At 72.3% G+C, this 18,781-nt stretch carries 18 protein-coding genes; 5 read left to right on the top strand and 13 right to left on the bottom strand.

Features of this window, described 5'->3' with window-relative positions:
* Positions 1–90 precede the first annotated feature (90 nt).
* Positions 91–1,149, bottom strand: coding sequence for a mechanosensitive ion channel family protein (locus tag AC4BDD_RS26680; protein ID WP_490688002.1), 1,059 nt, complete (start codon positions 1,147–1,149; stop codon positions 91–93).
* 395 nt (positions 1,150–1,544) lie between these two features.
* Between AC4BDD_RS26680 and AC4BDD_RS26675 the strand changes: the two genes are divergently transcribed.
* Positions 1,545–2,126 carry a DUF1353 domain-containing protein gene (locus AC4BDD_RS26675; protein ID WP_490688001.1) on the top strand — a complete coding sequence of 194 codons (582 nt, stop codon included), beginning with the start codon at positions 1,545–1,547 and terminating at the stop codon, positions 2,124–2,126.
* A 76-nt stretch (positions 2,127–2,202) separates the two neighbouring features.
* On the opposite strand, the gene AC4BDD_RS26670 is transcribed toward AC4BDD_RS26675, so the two are convergent.
* The 5 genes from AC4BDD_RS26670 to AC4BDD_RS26650 all read right to left on the bottom strand — a co-directional run bounded on the left by AC4BDD_RS26670 (position 2,203) and on the right by AC4BDD_RS26650 (position 7,746).
* The gene (locus AC4BDD_RS26670; RefSeq protein WP_490688000.1) at positions 2,203–2,472 is read right to left on the bottom strand and encodes a DUF1876 domain-containing protein; all 270 of its coding nucleotides are present in this window, start codon (positions 2,470–2,472) and stop codon (positions 2,203–2,205) included.
* A 211-nt stretch (positions 2,473–2,683) separates the two neighbouring features.
* Entirely contained in the window at positions 2,684–3,832 is a 1,149-nt protein-coding gene (locus tag AC4BDD_RS26665) for an ankyrin repeat domain-containing protein (protein ID WP_490687999.1), read from the bottom strand.
* 112 nt (positions 3,833–3,944) lie between these two features.
* Positions 3,945–4,454 (bottom strand): hypothetical protein, encoded by a 510-nt coding sequence (locus tag AC4BDD_RS26660; RefSeq protein WP_490687998.1) that lies wholly within the window; start codon positions 4,452–4,454, stop codon positions 3,945–3,947.
* Complete coding sequence (locus AC4BDD_RS26655) at positions 4,441–5,007, bottom strand: SigE family RNA polymerase sigma factor (protein ID WP_490687997.1); 567 nt, start codon at positions 5,005–5,007, stop codon at positions 4,441–4,443. Before AC4BDD_RS26655 ends, AC4BDD_RS26660 begins: the two co-directional genes overlap by 14 nt.
* Positions 5,008–5,040: 33 nt before the next feature.
* Positions 5,041–7,746: a glycosyltransferase gene (locus AC4BDD_RS26650; protein ID WP_490687996.1), complete on the bottom strand. Its 2,706-nt coding sequence runs from the start codon at positions 7,744–7,746 to the stop codon at positions 5,041–5,043.
* Between the two features lie 200 nt (positions 7,747–7,946).
* Between AC4BDD_RS26650 and AC4BDD_RS26645 the strand changes: the two genes are divergently transcribed.
* Positions 7,947–8,306 carry a hypothetical protein gene (locus AC4BDD_RS26645; RefSeq protein ID WP_490691947.1) on the top strand — a complete coding sequence of 120 codons (360 nt, stop codon included), beginning with the start codon at positions 7,947–7,949 and terminating at the stop codon, positions 8,304–8,306.
* 147 nt (positions 8,307–8,453) lie between these two features.
* The gene (locus AC4BDD_RS26640) at positions 8,454–9,509 is read left to right on the top strand and encodes a YncE family protein (protein WP_490687995.1); all 1,056 of its coding nucleotides are present in this window, start codon (positions 8,454–8,456) and stop codon (positions 9,507–9,509) included.
* Positions 9,510–9,539: 30 nt separating this feature from the next.
* On the opposite strand, the gene pstS is transcribed toward AC4BDD_RS26640, so the two are convergent.
* The 6 genes from pstS to AC4BDD_RS26610 all read right to left on the bottom strand — a co-directional run bounded on the left by pstS (position 9,540) and on the right by AC4BDD_RS26610 (position 16,596).
* Positions 9,540–10,706 carry a phosphate ABC transporter substrate-binding protein PstS gene (gene pstS, locus AC4BDD_RS26635; RefSeq protein WP_490687994.1) on the bottom strand — a complete coding sequence of 389 codons (1,167 nt, stop codon included), beginning with the start codon at positions 10,704–10,706 and terminating at the stop codon, positions 9,540–9,542.
* A 200-nt stretch (positions 10,707–10,906) separates the two neighbouring features.
* Complete coding sequence (locus AC4BDD_RS26630) at positions 10,907–11,776, bottom strand: geranyl diphosphate 2-C-methyltransferase (RefSeq protein ID WP_490687993.1); 870 nt, start codon at positions 11,774–11,776, stop codon at positions 10,907–10,909.
* 34 nt (positions 11,777–11,810) lie between these two features.
* Positions 11,811–13,259 carry a family 2 encapsulin nanocompartment cargo protein terpene cyclase gene (locus tag AC4BDD_RS26625; RefSeq protein WP_490687992.1) on the bottom strand — a complete coding sequence of 483 codons (1,449 nt, stop codon included), beginning with the start codon at positions 13,257–13,259 and terminating at the stop codon, positions 11,811–11,813.
* A 14-nt stretch (positions 13,260–13,273) separates the two neighbouring features.
* Entirely contained in the window at positions 13,274–14,698 is a 1,425-nt protein-coding gene (locus AC4BDD_RS26620; protein ID WP_490687991.1) for a family 2B encapsulin nanocompartment shell protein, read from the bottom strand.
* Between the two features lie 184 nt (positions 14,699–14,882).
* Positions 14,883–15,572 (bottom strand): aspartate/glutamate racemase family protein, encoded by a 690-nt coding sequence (locus tag AC4BDD_RS26615; RefSeq protein ID WP_490687990.1) that lies wholly within the window; start codon positions 15,570–15,572, stop codon positions 14,883–14,885.
* 97 nt (positions 15,573–15,669) lie between these two features.
* Positions 15,670–16,596 (bottom strand): MBL fold metallo-hydrolase, encoded by a 927-nt coding sequence (locus AC4BDD_RS26610; protein ID WP_490687989.1) that lies wholly within the window; start codon positions 16,594–16,596, stop codon positions 15,670–15,672.
* Between the two features lie 101 nt (positions 16,597–16,697).
* Between AC4BDD_RS26610 and AC4BDD_RS26605 the strand changes: the two genes are divergently transcribed.
* Together AC4BDD_RS26605 and AC4BDD_RS26600 are read left to right on the top strand one after the other, a co-directional pair.
* A complete protein-coding gene (locus AC4BDD_RS26605) occupies positions 16,698–17,624 on the top strand; it encodes an AraC family transcriptional regulator (RefSeq protein ID WP_490687988.1) in 927 nt (308 codons plus the stop codon).
* Between the two features lie 14 nt (positions 17,625–17,638).
* The gene (locus AC4BDD_RS26600) at positions 17,639–18,070 is read left to right on the top strand and encodes a GNAT family N-acetyltransferase (RefSeq protein ID WP_490687987.1); all 432 of its coding nucleotides are present in this window, start codon (positions 17,639–17,641) and stop codon (positions 18,068–18,070) included.
* Positions 18,071–18,075: 5 nt separating this feature from the next.
* On the opposite strand, the gene AC4BDD_RS26595 is transcribed toward AC4BDD_RS26600, so the two are convergent.
* Positions 18,076–18,684 carry a YceI family protein gene (locus AC4BDD_RS26595; RefSeq protein ID WP_490687986.1) on the bottom strand — a complete coding sequence of 203 codons (609 nt, stop codon included), beginning with the start codon at positions 18,682–18,684 and terminating at the stop codon, positions 18,076–18,078.
* Between the last annotated feature and the right edge of the window lie 97 nt (positions 18,685–18,781).

Below are 18,781 nucleotides of genomic sequence, written 5' to 3'. Positions count from 1 at the left end.
CTGCCGGTGACCTTCGGGTCACCGGCAGGCCCTCGTCGTCTCCGGGCGCGGTCAGCGGGTGTGCTCAGCCGGCGTCATCGGCACGCGCGGTCAGCAGGTGAGCGAGGACAGCGGCACGTCCTCCTGCTGGTGCAGCACGACGGTGCGCACCGGCAGCGGGATCTCGATGCCCTCCTCGCCGTAGCGCCGGTGCAGCCGCTTCATGAATTCATGCTTGATCAGATACTGATCGGCGTACTCCACGGTCCGCAGAATGACCGAGAAACCGATGCCGGATTCCCCGAAGGTGTGGAATCGCACGGCCGGTTCATGACCGGGGACGCCACCGGCCACCTCGGCCATCACCTTATCGGCGATCTCGATGGTCACCCGCTCCACGTGTTCGAGATCGCTTCCGTAGCCGACTCGCACCTGAATGAGTATCGACATCTGCTCATCGGGCTGGTGGCAGTTGGTCGTGATCGCGTCGGCGAGCCGCGCGTTCGGAATGATGACGAGGTTGTCGGACAACTGCCGGATCACGGTGTTGCGCCAGTTGATATCGACGACATAGCCCTCCTCGCCACTGCTGAGCCGGATGTAATGGCCGGGCTGCACCGTCTTCGAGGCCAGAATGTGCACCCCGGCGAAGAGGTTGGCCAAGGTGTCCTGCAAGGCGAGGGCGACCGCGAGTCCTCCCACGCCCAGCGCGGTCAGCAGCGGGGCGATGGAAATGCCCACCGTCTCCAGCAGGATGAGGGAGCCCATCGCCAGCACCGCGATACGGGTGAGGTTGACGAAGATGGTGGCGGTTCCGGCGACTCCGGAGCGGGAGAGCGCCATCGACCTCACGAGGTCGGCGACGACGCGGGCCGCGGTGATCGTGACGATCAGGATGAGCGCGGCGACCAGCACCTGGTCGACGGTGTGGCGGACCGGCCCGGTCAGCGGCAGGGCGGCGGCCGCCGCCGACGCGCCGGCGGCCAGCGCGGCCCAGGGCGCCAGGGCGCTCAGGATGTCGACGATGATGTCGTCGCCCTTCCACCGGGTCCGGCGCGCCCGCTCGCCCAGCCAGCGCAGCGCGATGCGCAGCAGCTGGCCCACCACCACGCCGGCGGCCAGCGCGGCCCCGACGATCATCAGGTCATGGAGGGTGAGCCCCCGGTTCACCGGTCCCCTCCCGGTATGCCGGAAGGCGTGGCCGGCGCCGAGGCGCTGCACGCTCCGCCGCGGACGGCTTCCGGCTGTGTGGCGGCTGGGACCGCCGGGATGTCGGCCTGCTGTGTTCTCACTCGTCACCTGCTTGTGCATGGGGTGTGCGGCCACGCCGCGGCACGTGAAGACGGCGGCCCGACGTGATCTGTCATCCTGCCGTACGCCTCCCGGCCCTCGCGGCCGGGCCCACCCCGCCGCACCGGACCCGCTCGGCGGACCGGCGTCGCGCCAAGCCGTCACCGATGGCGGTGAGTTGTTAAAACAGCCGGGGAAATGGGCATCGAGTTGTCAGAGAATTCCCTCTCGCCCTTATCAAGGGTTCCACCGAGTTCTGCAGCGAGGGCCGCGCCATGCCTTTTACCGACGGCGATGTCGAAGTGGCACAGGTGACCGACACCGACTGGCGGTTGCTCGGTCCGCTGACATATGAGGCGGCCGAGGCCACCTTCCGGGTTCCGGCCGGATTCGTCACCGATTTCGCCTCGGTGCCACGGATCTTCGTCTGGCTGTTCCCGACGTACGGCCGGTACACCAAAGCCGCCATCCTCCACGACTTCCTGTGCCGCAATCCCTCACTGGCCGACCGGTCGGACGCCGACGGCATCTTCCGCCGCGCCATGGGTGAACTCGAGGTGCCTTTGCTGCGGCGCTGGATGATGTGGGCGGCGGTGCGGGCCGCGTCACGGCTGTCGAGGATCAAGCCGGGCGAGGCCGTGCTGTGGTTCCTGGTCTCCGCCTTCTCGGTGGCCTTCCTCGCCGTGCCGGCCGTGGTCCTGCTCGTCTGGCTCGGGTTGTACGCGCTCGTCGAATGGGCCGTGTACCTGGTTCTCAGGCCCTTCGGCCGCGGACGCGTCGGCCGGCCGAAGGTCCTGCCGGCGGGGAGGCGTGCCCGGGCCGGGATGTGGCGGGGGACCAAGCCCGAACCGGTCTGAGCGCGGCCCGGCCCGCGCCCCGGCGGCAGGCACGCCGGGGCACCGGGTCAGACCGTGTCAGCGGACCGGCCGGCGCTCAGGTGAGCGGGTGTGACGTCCGGCCGGACGCCTCGTCGATCTCGTCGTGTGCCTTGGTCAGCAGCTGCGTCGCGATGTCCTTCAGCGCCCTGGCCCCGGCGATCTCCTCACCGACCCGTGGCTGATTCTTGTCGGCGGGTGCCCGGTGTGCGTTTCCCTTGGCCCGCACCTCGGTCCCGTCGGCGAGTCGCAGCAGAGCGGCCGCACGGGTGCGCTCCGTGTTCTCGTCGAATTCCAGCTCCACATGCCATCCCGCGGTCTGCGTCATGACGATCACCTCCGGCGATTTCTGCTACCAGCGTGCATCCACTCCTCCGCATCCGCACCACCTGGCCCGTCCCAGGCCCGCCCTCGCCCGCACCCGGAGAGCGCACTCACCGCGGCAACCGGCAACACCCTGCCGACAGCCCGCTACCGACCGTGCCAAGCCCCGGCTCCGGCGCCCTTCGAAGGGCGAGCGGTCGGCCGGTGCCGGAGGCTCAGCTCGGATCCCCCGCCAGCGGCACCCAGCGCCGCGGCGGGCCGCTGAGGGGCCGGGCGTCGGTGAGCCGCATCCCGGCGGCGGCGCACCCGTACGCCAGCTCCGCGGCGCCGTGCGGAGCGCCTTCGCCCGACTGCCAGAAGCGGTACAGCCAGTGCCCTTCCGGCCAGATCTCGTCGCCGATCGGGCCGAGCGCCGGGGTCAGCCCTATCTCCTCTCCGGTGAGGTCGCCGTCGCGCGCCAGGGTGCCGAAGGTGCCGCCCTTGCCGTTGAAGAAGACGGCGTAGGCGACGGTGTCGACGGACAACCGGCGCAGTACGCCGTCGTCGGAGGCGGCGAATCCGACGAGGACGCAGCCGCCGTCGACACCGGTCACGGCCACCCCCAGGTCGTCGTCGAGCATGTCCCACTCGAAGTGGATCGGGCCGAGATCCAGCACCGGGCAGGACTCGGGCGCGGCGCCCAGCCTGCGGATCACCTCGTCCTCCTCCAGCCCGGCGACGAAGGCCGCGCTCAGCCCCTCGGTCATCAGCTCACGGAAGACGCCGATCTGCCGGTCCGCCTCCCGCTGCGCGGCCCGCTCCCGCTGGGTGAGGGGCACCGCGCCCGGCAGACCGGCGAAGAGCGGGGCCAGTGCGGTCGTCAGGGCCAACCGCCCCGGTGAGCGGCCCGCCACCTGGGCGCGCCACGGGTCGGCCCCGGCCGCCAGCAGCGCGGCCGCGGCGCCGCGGCGCCCGTGGCAGACCGCGTGCCACAGGGGCGTGCACCCGTCGTCGTCCGGCGCGTCCACCTCCCGGGCCCGGCGCGCCAGTTCGGCGACCGCCTCGCCCGAGCCGTAGGTGGCGGCGAGGTGCAGCGGGGTGTCCGTCGCGCCGTCGGCCAACCGGTCCGGGTCGGCGCCGGCGGCCAGCCGCTCACGGATCAGCTCCGCGTCCAGCCAGTCGTTGGCGCCGATCCCCCGCCAGTCCGGTGGCGGTTCCTCCGCCTCCCTGTCGGCTTCCCCCTGGGCGTGCGCCACGGCGTGCGAAGTGCGGATGCCCTGATGTAACAGGGCGCGCATCCGGCCGAACAGCAACTCCTCGCCCTGCCCGCTCGCCGCCGGATCGCCGCATGCCGCGCAGAGCGGCTGCTCGTCTGCTGAACCCATCGTTCCTCCCCCGCCGCCCGCCCCGGGTGGGCGTACGGCCGTGACCGTGTCGTCACAGCGATGGTGGCAGCAGGCTCTGACAACGCCGGTCCGCCGGCCGGGCCTTGGCGCCTCAGTCGGTGGGCGTGGCCGGAGGCGCGGCGTCCGTCGGGGTGGCGGTCTCCGTCGGGGTGGTGGGGAAGGACGTGCCCGGGGCGCCCGCCGTCGCCGTGCCGGACCAGGTCGGCCGGCCCGAGGGGGATCCGCCCGGTGAGGTCGTGGACTGGTCGGAGCCCGGCGTCGTCGCGGACGGGGCCGGCGGCGAGGTGGTGTCCGGGAACGTCGGGCTCCCGGTCCGCACGTGGGAGGGGGCCGTGGCGGGCGGGCGGTCGGCGGGGGGCGCGCCGCGGTTGCCGGGCAGCGCGTGCAGGGCCAGGACCAGGGCCGCGGCCACCACCGTGCCGACGGCCGCCACCGCCGGCACCGCCGCACGGCGGGCTCGTCTGCGGCGCCGGCCCTGCCGGACGGCGCGGGCCACGTCCACTCCTGGGGCGTCGGGGCCCGGCCGGAGGTCGCGCAGCGGGGAGAGCAGCCGGGTCGCCTCCCGTTCCAGGGCGTCCCGCTCCGGGTCATCGTCGTGCACGGCCGCCACTCTCCCCCATGGCCGCTGGTGCGGGCAGCTGACCGCCGAGTTGGGCTCGCAGCCGGGTAAGGCCGCGGGCGGACTGGCTCTTCACATTTCCCTCCGAGCAACCGAGGATCCGGGCCACCTCCGCCACGGGCAGGTCGCACAGGAAGCGGAGCACGAGCACCGCGCGCTGCCGCGCCGGGATACGCGAAAGGGCGGTGTGCACCACGGCGCGCGTCTCGATGTCCGGCACCCCGGCGGCGGGTGGCAGCCCCGGGGTCTCCTGTGGGGCCCCGGACAGCCGGACCCGGGCCCAGCCGAGCCGCTGCTCGTTGAGGAAGCACCGGACGAGCATGGTGTGCACATACCGGTCCAGGTCATCGGCCGCGCGGGCGCGCCGCCAGTGGACGTAGAGCCTGGTGAGCGTCGCCTGTACGACGTCGTCGGCACGGTGGGCGTCCTTGCAGAGCAGGTGTGCGACCCGGCGGAGCGCGGGCAGCCTGGCGGTGACGTACTCGGTGTACGCCCGCTCGGCCTCCGTCCGCTCCGCCGGTCCGGCCCCGATCATGTCGTCCCGCTCACGTTCCCCCGCATCCGAGGCTCACCCCGCCCCGCCCGCGCCGCTCTCGATCCCGCGCTCGCCCGGCTCGCGCATCCGTACCTGCCACACCCAGACCCCTCCGATCCACCGCCCCGGCGCACCCAGCAGCCGCTGCACGGTGACACGCAGCGCTCCGTCGCCTGGTTGCGGGGCGAGCACCAGCACCCCCGCCCGCCAGAAGCGCAGGTCCTCGCGGGCGGCGCGGCGTTGTTCCGGGCCGATGGCGGGGATCCGTCCGGTGCGGGCGACTTCGCTGAGGAGGGAGGAGGTGTAGCGGGGCACCGGTCCGTAGATGCCGATCCGGTCCGGGCCGTAGGGGCCGTTGAAGTAGCCGCCGGGGAGGGAGAAGCCGAGGTCGGCGGTGGTCTGCCAGTGCAGGGCCTCCGCGCGGCCGGGCTCGGGCACCGGCACGGGGACCAGGGTGCGGCCGTCCGGTACGTAGTCGCGCCAGATTCCGTCGGCGACGAACGCGGGGACACTGGGCCGGGCGACGGTGGTCAGCGGGGTCGGCGCGATGGGGAGCAGGGCGGCGGCGACCGCCAGCCATCCCACGGCCGGCAGCGCCCACGCCCCGGCGGTGCGGCGCTCGGCGGAGGCTTCGGGTTGCCCGGCCGGGGCGGCGCGGCCGGTGGAAGGGACGGGCCGGGCGTGCAGGCGGTCGCAGGCGAGGGCGATGAGGATGCCGAGCGCGGGGGCGGCCGCCATGGCCATCCGCGACTCGATGACCGACTCGAAGAGCGGGCGGTCCGCGAGCAGCCGCCATGGCCCGGGCAGTTCGGCGTCCGTGCCGGGGACGGGGATGGTGCGGCCCAGGGAGAGCAGCATGGCGCCGAACGCCGCCCCCGCCAGCGCCCGCACCTTCGGTTCCCGCCACAGCCAGACCACCACGACGGTGGCCAGCGCGAGGAGCGGCCAGCCGAAGAAGGCGTTCTGCTCGGTGCGGTTGAGGGCGAGGGTGTCGGCGGTGGCCGGATCTCCGGCGAGCGAGCGGCCGGCGAACTCCACCAGTGCGCGCGGGGAGTTGCCGGTCGAGCCGTGCAGCACGCTGGTGTAGCTCTGCGCGCCGAAGAACTGGCGGCCCAGTGGATAGGCGAGCAGCAGCAGGCTGACGCCCGCCGCGACCGCCAGGCCGCGGGCCAGCGGGCGCAGCGCGGCGCGGGCCACGGCGGGGCGCGCGGCGGCGTACGCCACGGCGAAGATCAGCAGGGTGACGGCGGCCAGCAGCAGCGCTTCCTCACCGAGGAAGACCTGGTAGGTGAGGAGGAGGCCGAGGATCACGCCGTCCCGGAGGGTGCGGTCCGGCGCTCCCCCGCCGTCCTCGCCCCAGCGGCTGGGCGCGTCCGGGAGACGCGCTTCGCACAGTCGCAGCAGCCGGTCGACGATCAGCGGCATCATGAAGAGCACCGCGAAGTTCGGGTGGGCGTTGGCGTGCGAGACCATCGGGGGCGCGAAGGCGCACAGCGCGCCGCCGACGGCCGCGGCGCGGCGCGACCGTACGAAGCGTTTGACCAGCAGCCAGTACCAGGCGGCCGCGGTGGCGGCCATGCCGCAGGTCAGCACCAGGGCCCAGGTGACGGCCGGGCCGAGGAGCAGGGTGACGGGCGCCAGTGGGATGGACAGCCCCAGCATGGCGGTGTTCGCCATCAGGTTCACACCGAGCGGGTGGTTCTGCAGGGTGGTGAAGAACGGGTCGTGCAACTCGACGACATGGTGGGCGGTGACCGCGAAGAACCACTCCCACTGGTTCTGGTCCTGTCCGCTGTCGGCGAGATAGGCCCGGTCGAGGTCGGCCCACAGGCCTTTGAAGAGCCAGACGGAAGCCAGCAGATAGCCGAGCACCACCACCCGGTCGGCCGGCCGTACCCGGTCCAGCGCGCCCCGGGTCCGCAGGCGGAGGAGTTCCAGGAGCACCCGGAGGTAGTCCAGGGCACGCACCTTGGAGCCGGGCTGGTGTGCCCAGCGCACCGGCACCTCGGCCACCGGCCAGCCGGCGTCCTGGAACATCCGCAGGATTTCCACGTCGATGCCCCAGCCGTCGACCCGGGAGCGTCCGAAGGCCGCCCGCGCCCGGTCGCCGTCGAAGAGCTTGAAGCCGCACTGGGTGTCGCCGACGCCGGGCACCGCGAGCGCCCGGATCACCCGGTTGCCGGCTCGGCCGGACCACTGCCGCAGGCGATGCTGGCGTACCTCGACGCGGGCGCCGGGCCGGGCGCGGGAGCCGATCGCGGCGGCGCTGCCGGCGTCGAGCCGGTCGTGCAGCAGGGCCAGTTCCTCGATGGGGGTGGCCAGATCGGCGTCGGTGACCAGCACCCGGCGGCCGCGCGAGGCGAGGACCCCCAGGCGCAGGGCGTGGCCCTTGCCGTGGTTGCCCGTGATGGGTGCGGACGGTGCGGAGTCCGGCGGTGCGCCCAGCAGCCGGATCCGCGGCTCGGCGGCGGCCGCCTCGCGGACCGCGGCCGCGGTGGCGTCCGTGGAGCCGTCGTCGACGACGATCACCTCCCACTCGGCGTGCCGGCCGGGCGAGGAGCGCAGATAGCGGCAGATCGCGTCGAGGGTCCGGGGCAGCCGGCGTTCCTCGTTGTACGCGGGCACCACGACGGTCAGGTCGACGGTGCCCGCCGCCGGCAGGCGGCTGGTGGCGGGGACGGCAGAGAAGTGCAGCACACGCCGGGGACCACGCCGGGCCACCGCGGGGTTGTATGGCATGCGTCACATCACTGGCCGGGCGGGTGCGGTCCCGCCGACCACCCCCCTGAGCCCGTTCCGTCCGCCTGCGTGGCGTGATCGAGTGCCCCGATACGGCCGGAAATGGGCTCCCGGTGGAGGGGTTTCAACCGATTAAGTGAAGCGCTTCCTTTACACGAACTCCATTCTTTCTGACGACAGGAGACACAAACGTGAGACGCATGCGCGCGACAGGGCTCGTCCTCCTCGGCCCGGCGGCCTGGCTGGCACTGGCCGCTCCGGCGGCCTCGGCGGCGCCCGGCGACGTCTACACCATGTGCGCCAGTTCAGTGACGCCCAGCGGCTTCGTGGACGTCAGCTGGGGCACCAGCCTGTCGTGCGGCTCCGGCAGCAGCCCCAACATCAAGCAGGTCAAGGACCTCAACGGGCTTCCGGTGGGCACCACGGTCAACGCCTGCGCCTCCACGTACCAGCCCGCCGGCTGGGTGAAGACCGGCTCCTCCTACTACAGCGACAGCTGCCGGTACGCCACCGTGTCCAGCTTCAACCCCAACGCATGGACGCTCCAGCGCGTGTCGTGACGGAACCTCGCTTCCGGCGGCCGTGATCCCGGTCACTTGCCGGCATCGCGGCCGCCGGGCGCGACCAGGATTGTTGCGGCGGGCGCAACTCGTCCTTGCCCCGGCGGCATTGGCGTGGGACGGGCCGGGGTGCCGAGGATGCCGGACATGGACAACACCGACACCAGCACCGACACCCACGCCTCCCGTGACACGCTGGCGGTGGTCAGCCAGAGCGGCCCCTCCGTCACCTTCTTCGACGCCACCACCTTCGCCCGGCAGGGGGTGCTGGCCCTGCCGCCGGAGCCGCACGAGCTGTGCTTCGACCCCGACCAGCGGCTGCTGTACGCCGCGAGCACCTACGTCTCCGGCTACTACCACGCCAACCAGGGCCGGGCCACGCAGATCAGCGTCATCGACGTGGACACCCGCGAGGTGGTCGACGTCATCGACCTCGCCCCCGACCACGCCCCGCACGGGCTCGCCCTCGACCGGGCGCGGTCCCGGCTGTATGTGAGCGTCGAGGCCACGTCGGACGAACCCGGTGGCGTCGTCGTCCTCGACACCCGGGACCGGAAGCGGATCGGCCGGATCTCCACCGTGGCGCCCGGCCCGCACTGGTTCGCGATCACGCCCGACGGCCGTCGCGGCTACACCACCAACAAGGAGGCGCCCTTCATCTCCGTCGTCGACCTGGAACAGGACCGGATGACCGGCCGGATCGAGGTGCCGGGCAGCGAGGGGCTGGACGTCTCCCCGGACGGCAGGTACGTGTACGCCGCCGCGCCCAAGGGCGACTTCGGCGCCACCGCCGGCGCGCGCCCGGGCGTCCGGGTGATCGACACCGCCACGGACCAGGTGGTGCGGGTGCTGCCCACCGAAGGGGTGGTCTTCCCCGTGCACGCCACCGCGACCGGCGCGATTCTCGCCGGAGAGCTGCGGATGGCCGACGGCCCCGGCGGGCGCCTGGGGGCGCAGACCGACGGTGTGCTGACCGTCTTCGCCCCCGACACCTTCGAGCAGGTCGGGCAGGTGCGGGTCGGGCAGTTCCCGCTCACCATCACCTCGTCGCCGGACGGCGCTTTCGGCTATGTCTCCAACGTCATGTCCTCCACGGTGACCGTGGTGGACCTGCGGCAGCTGCGGGTGGTCTCCACCCTCACGGTCGACCGGGCGGGCGAGCCGGGCGCCCACGGCCTGGCCTTCCTGCCCGGCGCGCGCTGAGCCTGCCGCCGCTCCCGGGGCGCACGGGGGTCAGGACAGCTTGGCGATCTCCTTGCGGACCCGGTCCACGATGGGAGCCGGAAGCGTCGCATAGCCCTGGAAACTCAGGTCTTCCTGGCCCCGGGAACCGGCGATGTAGGTCAGGAACGACTTGAGGGCGGGCCAGGTCGACGCCTTGTTCCCCTTGTCGCAGACGATCTCGTAGGTGACCAGGTCGATCGGGTAGGCGCCGGATTCCTTGGTCGCGTAGTCGAGCCGGAGCACCAGATCGCTGCCGCTGCCGGCGATCCTGGCGTCGGCGATCGCCTTGGAGGCCGCGAGGACATTGGCCTCGGCCGGGGAGGGCGCGCCGGTGTCGATGGAGGCGGTGGGGACCGACCGGGCCACCGCGTAGGACAGTTCGAAGTAGCCGATCGCGCCGTCGGTCCGCTTCACCTGCGCGGCGAGCCCGGCGGAGCCGTCGGCGGAGCGGCCGCCGGCCGGCTTCCACTCCTTGCTGTGGCCGTGTGTCCAGGCGCCGGGGGCGGCGGCGCTCAGGTAGGCGGTGAAGTTGTCCGTCGTACCGGAGGAGTCGGATCGGTGGAAGGCCGTCACCGGCAGGGACGGCAGCTTCACGCCCGGGTTGAGCTTCGCGATCGCCGGGTCGTTCCACTTGTCGATCTCCCCGGTGAACAGCCGGGCGAGGGCGGGGGCGTCCAGGACCAGTCGGCTGACGCCCGGGAGGTGGAAGCCGACCGCGATCGGGCCCCCGAGCACCGGCAGGTGGACGGCGTGGCCGCCGTCGGAGCAGACGCTTTTGGACTGCTTGACCTGAGCGTCGCTCAGCACCGAGTCGGAGCCGGCGAACGCTGTCCGACCGGCCAGGAAGTCGGCTTGGCCCGTCCCGGAACCGGTGGCCCGGTAGTCGATACGGGTACCGGGGCAGGCGCGGGTGTAGTTCCGGATCCAGAACCGCATCGCGTACGCCTGCGCCGTCGAACCGGAGGCCCGCAGCGCGGCCGCCTTGCCGCAGTCGATGCCGTCGGCACCGGCGGTGGCCGTGGTGGTGGCGGTCGTGGCAGTGGTGACGGTGGACGGTCCGCCAGAGGGCTCGGAGTCGCCGTCCGAGCCGCAGGCCGTCAGGGCCGAGGCGCCCAGGACGACCGCCGCCACGCCCGCCGTCACGGCGCCCGGCCCGCTCTTCCGCAAAAGCCTCACTCCCTGGAGTCCCTTCCGCAGACGTCTCGCGGGTCACCATAGGACAGTGAGTCACCTTTTATTGCGATATGACAGGCGCGCCTTGTGCAAACCTGCCGCGATGGCCGAACCCCCGGCCGGCGGCGGCAGCCTCGCGCGGAAGGGCCCAGGTCGGCGACCTGGGCCCTTCGAGGGGCGGACGGGAACGGCCCGGCAGCGGGTCAGATCCGGTCGGCGGCGATGAGCAGGTAGTGGAAGCTGCCCTCCTTGTACGCCGTCAGGAACGCCTCCTCGATGCCGGTGGCGACCGAGGACCGGGCCCGCAGCTCCCAGTACGGGATGGTGGCGGCGGTCAGGTCGACCACCTGCATCGGGACCAGGTTGTTGGCCGCCATGGCCCGGAAGTACTCGCTGCGCGGGTGGATGTTGCAGGTGTAGTGCTCGTCGATGCGGCTGACGGCCTTGGACCGCATGCCGGTGACGTCATTGGAACACCCGGTGACGCACACATACCGGCCGCCGTACTCCAGCAGCCGGGAGAACTCGCCGTAGAGCTCGAAGAGGTCCACGTACATGGTGGTCTCGTTGGTCCAGATGCCGCGCCGGGAGCCGCTGTCGAACCCGGTGTCGAGCATGTTCCGGAAGTGGAACCGCACCTGGTCGGCCACGCCCCGCCGCTCGGCCTGATCGCCCGCGAAGCGGACCTGCGCCTCGGAGATGGTCACGCCGTCCACCTGGCAGCCGAACCGGGCGTTGGCCATGATGCTGGTGCCGCCCCGGCCGGAGCCGGCGTCGAGCAGCCGGTCGGTGGCCGCGACGGCGCCGAGGTGGTCCAGCAGGACGTCCGCCTGGGCGGTCTCCAGACGGTGCAACTCCTCGATGATGCGCTGGTCCCGGGTGTCCTCGGGGCCCTCCAGGACCGAGGGGTCGTAGTCGCCGATGCCGTAGTGGTGGTGGTAGAGGCCGTCCACCTCGCCGAGCCGGAGGTTGACGGGGTCCTTCTCGGTGTTCCAGTACTCGGCGACGGATCTCTGGTAGTCGGTGCGCAGTACGCCGTCCATGGCGGCGATCTCCGTCTGGGTGATGGGCATGGGGGCTCCTTATGGGTGGGGGGCGGTGATGAGGTCAGTCGGCCATCGCGTAGCGGGCGCTTCCGGCATGCCACTCCCGGTTGCCGCCCACCCAGGCCCAGGTCCCGGCCAGGAAGCGGCCCAGCTCCGGGGAGCCGGCCGCGGCCAGAGCGGCCGCCTCCGCCTCGAAGGTGTGCATCAGCTCGTCGTGGATCTGGACGCTCCGCTCGACCGCCTCTTCCATGGAGCACTGCTCCTCGGCGGCGATCAGCATGGGAAGGCTGAAGTCCGTGGGGTCTTCCTTGCCCATCGAGTACAGATCGTTCATGAGCACGGTGGCGGTGCCGGCCAGGTTGAACACGCGGCGCACCCGGGGATCGGAGAACTCCGCCATCGGGACCTCGTAGCCGGCGATGGCGTCGACCAGCACCATGCACGGGATGAAGCTGTTCTCGTGCCGGTGCATCAGGTACTCCCACACCGGCGGGGTCTGCCGCTGGGTGTGCCAGACCCCCTCCTGGTTGTACGCCACGAACATGATGGCCAGCTCGTGGCGGAGGCGGCGCACCTGTGTCGTCGAGGCGTGGTCGAGGAGGTTGTCCAGGGAGGAGCGCAGCGCCCTGGCGACCGGGTCCTGCCGCACGACCCGCTCCAGCTGGGGCGCGTAGGCCAGCGGGAGCTGGGCCTGGTCGATCACCGAGTGGCAGATGGCGAGCCGCCTGCCCATCTCCTCGTGCCGGGGCTCCTCCACCTCGCAGTCGACGATGTGGTCGTCGACGGCCCACTCGGACAGGCCGCACTTGGCGGCTGCCAGCAGCCGGTCCGGGTCGTCCGTCTCGGGATGGGCCAGCATCATCAGGCGCCCGAAGTTGGCCGAACGCACCATGTCCAGCCGGCCGGGATAGATCCCGACCTCCTCGGCCCACTCGACCAGCCGCTCGTTGACCAGCTCGCCGAGGGCGGGGTCGTCGCGGAAGGCGGGCGGGCAGTACAGCACCGGCCTGGACGCGGGCTCCTGCTTCCGCTCCGCCGCCGGTGCGCCGTCGCGCCGCTGCTCCGCGGCCCGCGGGCGACCGGTCTCCGGACGGCCGGCGGCCGCCAGGCGGGCGGCGGAGCTGCCCAGCCCGGTGGGCCCGCCGGGGATGCGGGACGGTACGCCCTGGCCGGCGGCGCCGAGTGCGCCCGCGCCGGGCGGCGCGGTGCCGTTGGTGGCGGCGGTGCGGGGCGCCGTGCGGCGAGTGGCGGTGCCGGGCAGGGGCGCAGCCGGCCGGCCAGGAGCGGCGCCCGGCCGGGCGGGCACCGTCGGCGGCGCGGGGGCAGGGATCCGCGCCGCCGAGGTGCCCAGCCCCGCCGGGCCGGCCCGCAGCCGGGAGACCGCCGGTGCGGGAGGTCTGCGCCGGGCGGCGAGGATGTCCCTGCTGCCGGGACGCCTCGGGTCGGACAGCAGCGCCGCCACCATCCGCGCCAGTTCGTGGTCTGCCGCGGGCGCGGCGGACCGTGACATCAACGACACCGCCGTCAGCCCCCGTTCGCCCAGGCGATCTCGCAGTTCTCCAGCAGGCCCAGCGCGTCCGGCACCAGCACGGCACAGGAGAAGTAGGTGCTGACCAGGTAGGAGATGATGGCCTGCTCGCTGATGCCCATGAACCGGACGTTCAGGCCCGGCTCGTACTCGTCCGGCAGGCCGATCTGGTTCAGGCCCACCACACCCTGGTCGTCCTCGCCGGTACGCATGGCGATGATGGTCGAGGTGTTGTTCTTGGAGATCGGGATCTTGCCGCAGGGCAGCAGCGGCACCCCCCGCCAGGCGGGCAGGTGGTGGCCGTTGATGTCGATGGGCGTGAAGTAGATACCGCGCTTGTTGCACTCGCGGCCGAAGGCGGCGATCGTCTTAGGGTGCGCGAACATGAACTTCGTGCCGCGCCGCATGCTGATCAGCTGGTCGAGGTCGTCGGGGGTGGGCGGACCGGCGTGGGTCGAGATGCGCTGGTCGAAGTCGCAGTTGTTGAGCAGCCCGAAGTCCTTGTTGTTGACCAGCTCGTGCTCCTGGCGCTCACGCAGCGCCTCGATCGTGAGCTTCAACTGCTGCTCGGTCTGGTTCATCGGCTGGTTGTAGAGGTCGGCGACGCGGGTGTGCACTTGCAGCACCGACTGGGCCACCTGCAGCTCGAGCTCACGGGGGTTGAGTTCGTAGTCGACGAAGGTGCCCGGCAGCGAGGGCTCCCCGCTGTGCCCGGAGTGGATGGTGACGTCCGCCTCACCGTGCCTGTTCACCGGCCGGTGCCCGTTGGCGCGCGTCTCGACGTGCTCCCGGAGCGCCGCGAAGCGGTCCGCGATCGCCTTGTACGCCGAGTGGGGAAGCGCCAGCACGGTGGTGTGGGTCGCCGCGCGGGCGGTGAACTCCCACTTGTCGCCGGCGCCGGCGAGGACCTTCCCACCGAAGGTGTCGCCGTCGGCCAGCACGCCGACGATGTTCTCACCGCCGTACGGGCCTTCGGTGATCCTCTCCACCCGGCCGTGCGCGATCAGGTACACGTGGTCGGCCTTCTTGCCCTCGTGCACGATGATCTGGCCGGGTTCGTACTCCTTCTGCGCGAACTTCTCCGCCAGCGCGCCCAGCGCACCGCCGTCGGAGAAGCCCTGCAGCAGCGGCAGTTCGGCCAGTTCCTCGGGGATGACCTGGACCTTGGAGCCAGTCTTGAGGAACGTCACCCGTCCGTCGCCGACCGTGTAGGACAGCCGGCGGTTGACCCGGTAGGTGCCGCCCGCCACGTTCACCCAGGGGAGCATGCGCGACAGCCAGCGGGAGCTGATGCCCTGCATCTGAGGTTCGGACTTGGTGGTCGTCGCCAGATTCCGCGCTGCCGCGGTGCTGAGGCTCAGCTGCTCCCGCTCTTCCTCCGCGGCCCCGGCGGTGGGGCGTGCACTCGTCTCGACCGACATCGGGCTACCTCATTCTCTTCGCTGTCGTGATGACCGTGACCGACGCTCTACCGACGTCACGCTCGGTAATTTCTAGTGCATATCGATCACGAAGAGTGATGGGTTGCGACGGCGCACGGACGCGCGCCCGACTGGCGGGCTGCGCCCCTGCGCTCGTCCCAACGAGGCGTTAGTGCGACGAACATCAGGTCAGCGCGGCGTCCACGGCCGCCTCGGCATGCAGGCGCGCGGTGGGGAAGACCGGGACGGGGCTGTCCTGGGAGCCGATGAGCAGTTCGATCTCGGTGCAGCCGAGGATGACGCCTTCCGCGCCGGCCGCCACGAGGTCCTCGATGACCCGCTGAAACGCGGCGCGCGACTCCCCCCGCACGACGCCCAGGCACAACTCCTCGTAGATCACCCGGTGGACGAGCGCCCGGCCGTCGGCTTCGGGGGCGAGCACATCGAGCCCGCGCGCCTCGAGGCGGCCCCGGTAGAAGTCCTGCTCCATGGTGAACGCGGTGCCCAGCAGGCCGACGCGGCGCAGGCCCGCCGCCCGCACGGCACCCGCGGTGGCGTCGGCCAGATGCAGCAGCGGCACCGAGACCGCCGCCTCGACGCGGTCGGCGACCTTGTGCATGGTATTGGTGCAGATGAGTACCAGGTCGGCGCCGGCCGCCTCGAGCGAGCGCGCCGCCCCGGCCAGGACCTCGCCCGCCTCCGCCCAGCGACCCTCCGCCTGCAGCACCTCGATCTCCGCGAAGTCCAGCGAGTACAGCACGCACCGGGCGGAGTGGAGTCCGCCGAGCCGGTCGCGGGTGAACTCGTTCAGCAACCGGTAGTACTCCGCCGTCGACTCCCAGCTCATCCCGCCGATCAGCCCGATCGTCCGCATGGCCCACGCTCCTGACGCCGACTCCCAGCGGCCCCGGGCTCGCCGGGAACCGCTCACCTATAAGGCGCTGAGCATGTCAGAGCCCGATCCATAAGGCTTACTGTGATCCGCTCATGCCCTCGTGGGCCGCCCAGCCGTGGAGCTCGAACCCGCCCCCTGCTCGCCGGACCTCCGCCGCGCCCGCCCCACCGAAGTGCGCGGGGACCACCAACTCCCGCTCGTCGGCGGCCCGTTCCAGAATCCTCCGGCGGCTGGCCACCGCCTGTTCGGCATCCATGCAGAAGCAGCTGTTGTGGGCGGGGTCGAGGATCTGCACCGGGCTGTGCAGCAGATCGCCGACGAAGACCGCCCGATCGCTCCCGGACGCGAGCCGCAGCACGCCGGAGCCCGGGGTATGACCGGGGGCGGCCTCCAGGGTGAGGTGCTCGTCGATGCGGTGCGCGCCGTCCCACAGCACGGCCTGCCCGGCCCGGAGGACCGGCGCGACACTGTCCTGGTACATGAGCCGGTCGTCCTCCCGAAGCCCCTTCCCATACCCGTTGCCCGGCCCGAAGTGGTGGTTGTCCGCGGCCGGGATGAGGTACTGGGCATTGCGGAAGGCCGGGACCCACTCCCCGTCGGCGCCGACGGTGTTCCAGCCGACGTGATCGGCGTGGAGGTGGGTGTTGACGACGACGTCGACATCGTCCGGGCGGATGCCGGCCCGCGCCAGCTCGCCCAGGAAGTCGCCCTGCCGGTGGTGGAACTCCGGCATGCCGGGCCGCTCGCGTCCGTTGCCCACCCCGGTGTCCACCAGGACGGTCCGCCCGGCGCTGCGCAGCACCCAGGTCTGCAGGGCGAGCACCGCCCGGTCGCTGCCCGGCTCCCAGTGGTCCGGGGCCAGCCACCCCTCGTTGTCCTTCCACACCTCGGCCCCGGACTCCGGCACCAGCCCGCGGGCGGGCACCAGGGGGCCCTGCCACTCGATGACCCGGATGACCTCGACTTCGCCCAGCATCATGCCCGGCACGCTCTCACTCTTCATGCCATCGACCCTAGGAAGATCGATTGAGCCTCTCAATGTCTCTCCGGCTCATGCGGATACGCGCTCGTCTCATCACTGATGCCACTCGATAGGCTGGGCCGGTGGATGTGGTGAGTGACGCGATCGCGGCCGTGCGCATCGGACAGCCCTCCTCCAACCGGCTGCGGGTGGGCGGGGATTGGTGCACGCGCTTCGCCCCGTACGACGGCGCGGGCTTCCACGTCGTCCTGGAGGGCGGCTGCTGGCTGCTGCCGGACGGCGGCGGTGACCCGGTCGCGCTGGGCGCGGGGGACGCGGTGCTCCTCCCGCACGGCACCGGGCACGTGATCGCCGACTCCCCGCGGGAGCCGGCGGACGTGGCGCGGGCGGTGCCTTTCGAGCGCTGGCTCGACGGGCGCGAGCCACGCGGCGACGGGGCCACCACGGGGGAAGTGGAGATGCTGTGCGGCAAGTACCGGCTGGACCACCGGCGGGTGCACCCGCTCATGGCGGAGCTGCCGAAGGTCGTGCACCTGCCCAACCGGGTGGGCTGCCAGCCCGAACTCCGCGCCGCCATCGAGCTGCTGGGCGGGGAACTGGACGCGCGTCGGCCCGGCAGTCAGGTGGCGGTCCCCAGCCTGCTCGACCTCCTGCTCGTGTACATGATCCGCTCCTGGCTGGCGAAAAGCGCCGGCGGCGGCTGGCCGGCCGCGCTGAGCGATCCGGTGGCGTCCGCGGCTCTGCGGGCGCTGCACTCGGACCCGTCCGCCCCGTGGACCATCGAGCGCCTGGCCGCCGAGGCAGGCGTCTCCCGGCCGACCCTGGCCCGGCGGTTCACCGCGCTGGTGGGCCGCCCTCCGATGGCCTACCTGACCTGGTGGCGGCTGACCTCCGCCGCCGCCCTGCTCCGTAACACCGCCGATCCGCTGGCCGCCATAGCCCGCCGGGTCGGCTACGGCACCCCGTACGCCCTCTCGCACGCCTTCAGCAGGGAATTCGGGACGACGCCCGGGCGGTACCGGGCGCAGGCCGCGGTCCGATCCCGATGACGTACAGTGCGCGCATGAAGATCATCGACCTGGAGCCCGGCGACCCCCGCCTGACCGGCGACGTCCTGCCGGTGCTGCGCGAACTGCGCCCGCACCTCACCGAGGAGACCTTCCGCGAGGTCTGCGAGCAGGGCCACGGCCAGGGCCTGCGCTTCACCGCCGCGTTCGCCGATGACGGCGCCTGCCTCGGCGTCGCCGGCTGGCGCGTGATGATCACCACCGCGACCCTGCGCAAGCTGTACGTCGACGACCTGGTGACCACGACCGCCGCGCGCTCCACCGGTGTGGGCCACGCCCTCCTCGCGCACCTGGAAGACCACGCCCGCAAGGCGGGCTGCGCCAACCTCAGCCTGGACTCGGGGACGCATCGCACCGACGCCCACCGCTTCTACTTCCGTGAGCGGCTGGCCGTCACCGCCTTCAACTTCGACAAGCCGCTGGGCTGACCGGCTCACCGGGCCGCTTCGGCGGCCTGGTGGCCCGCTGCCTCGCCCGCCTCCGGCTCCGCCTCGCGGACCGCCTCGACGTCGACCATCACCTCGACCATGTCACTGACGACCACCCCGCCCCGGTCGACGACGTCGTTCCAACTCACCCCGAAGTCCTGCCGGTTGATCCGTGCGGTCGCGGCGAACCCGGCGCGCCGCCGCGGCCCCAGGTCGCGGCCGTCCTCCCACCACGGCGTGTCCCACTGCCCCAGATAGGTCACGTCGAGCGTGACCGGCCGCGTCACGCCCCGCACGGTGAGATCCCCGGTGAGCAGGAACTCCGTCGGACTCAGCTGACGGACGCCGGTCCCGGCGAAGGTCCATCTCGGGTGGTGCTCGACGTCGAAGAAATCGGCGCTGCGCAGATGGGCGTCACGCTGGGGCTGGCCGGTGTAGACCTGGGTGGCGTCGATCGTCGCCTCGACCCGCGCCCCCTCCGGGGCGTCCGGGTCGACCTCGAGCGAGCCGCGCACGTTCTTCAGCTGCCCGCGCACATAGGTGACCATCATGTGCCGGGCGCGGAATTCGGCGCTGGTGTGGCCGGGCTCGAAGAACCATCTCGTGGTGGCCATGGTGACTCCCCTGGGCGCCGCTGCCGATCCGCCCCGCACCCAGGATAGGACGGCCTGGAGCCGGGTGCCGCTCGGCCCGCCGCCCGGCGCACCCGCC

The sequence above is a fragment of the Streptomyces sp. JLBT605 genome (genome assembly GCF_058215555.1).
The sequence above is the reverse complement of the archived record's forward strand: the minus strand, read 5'-3'. Positions and strand labels throughout refer to the sequence as shown.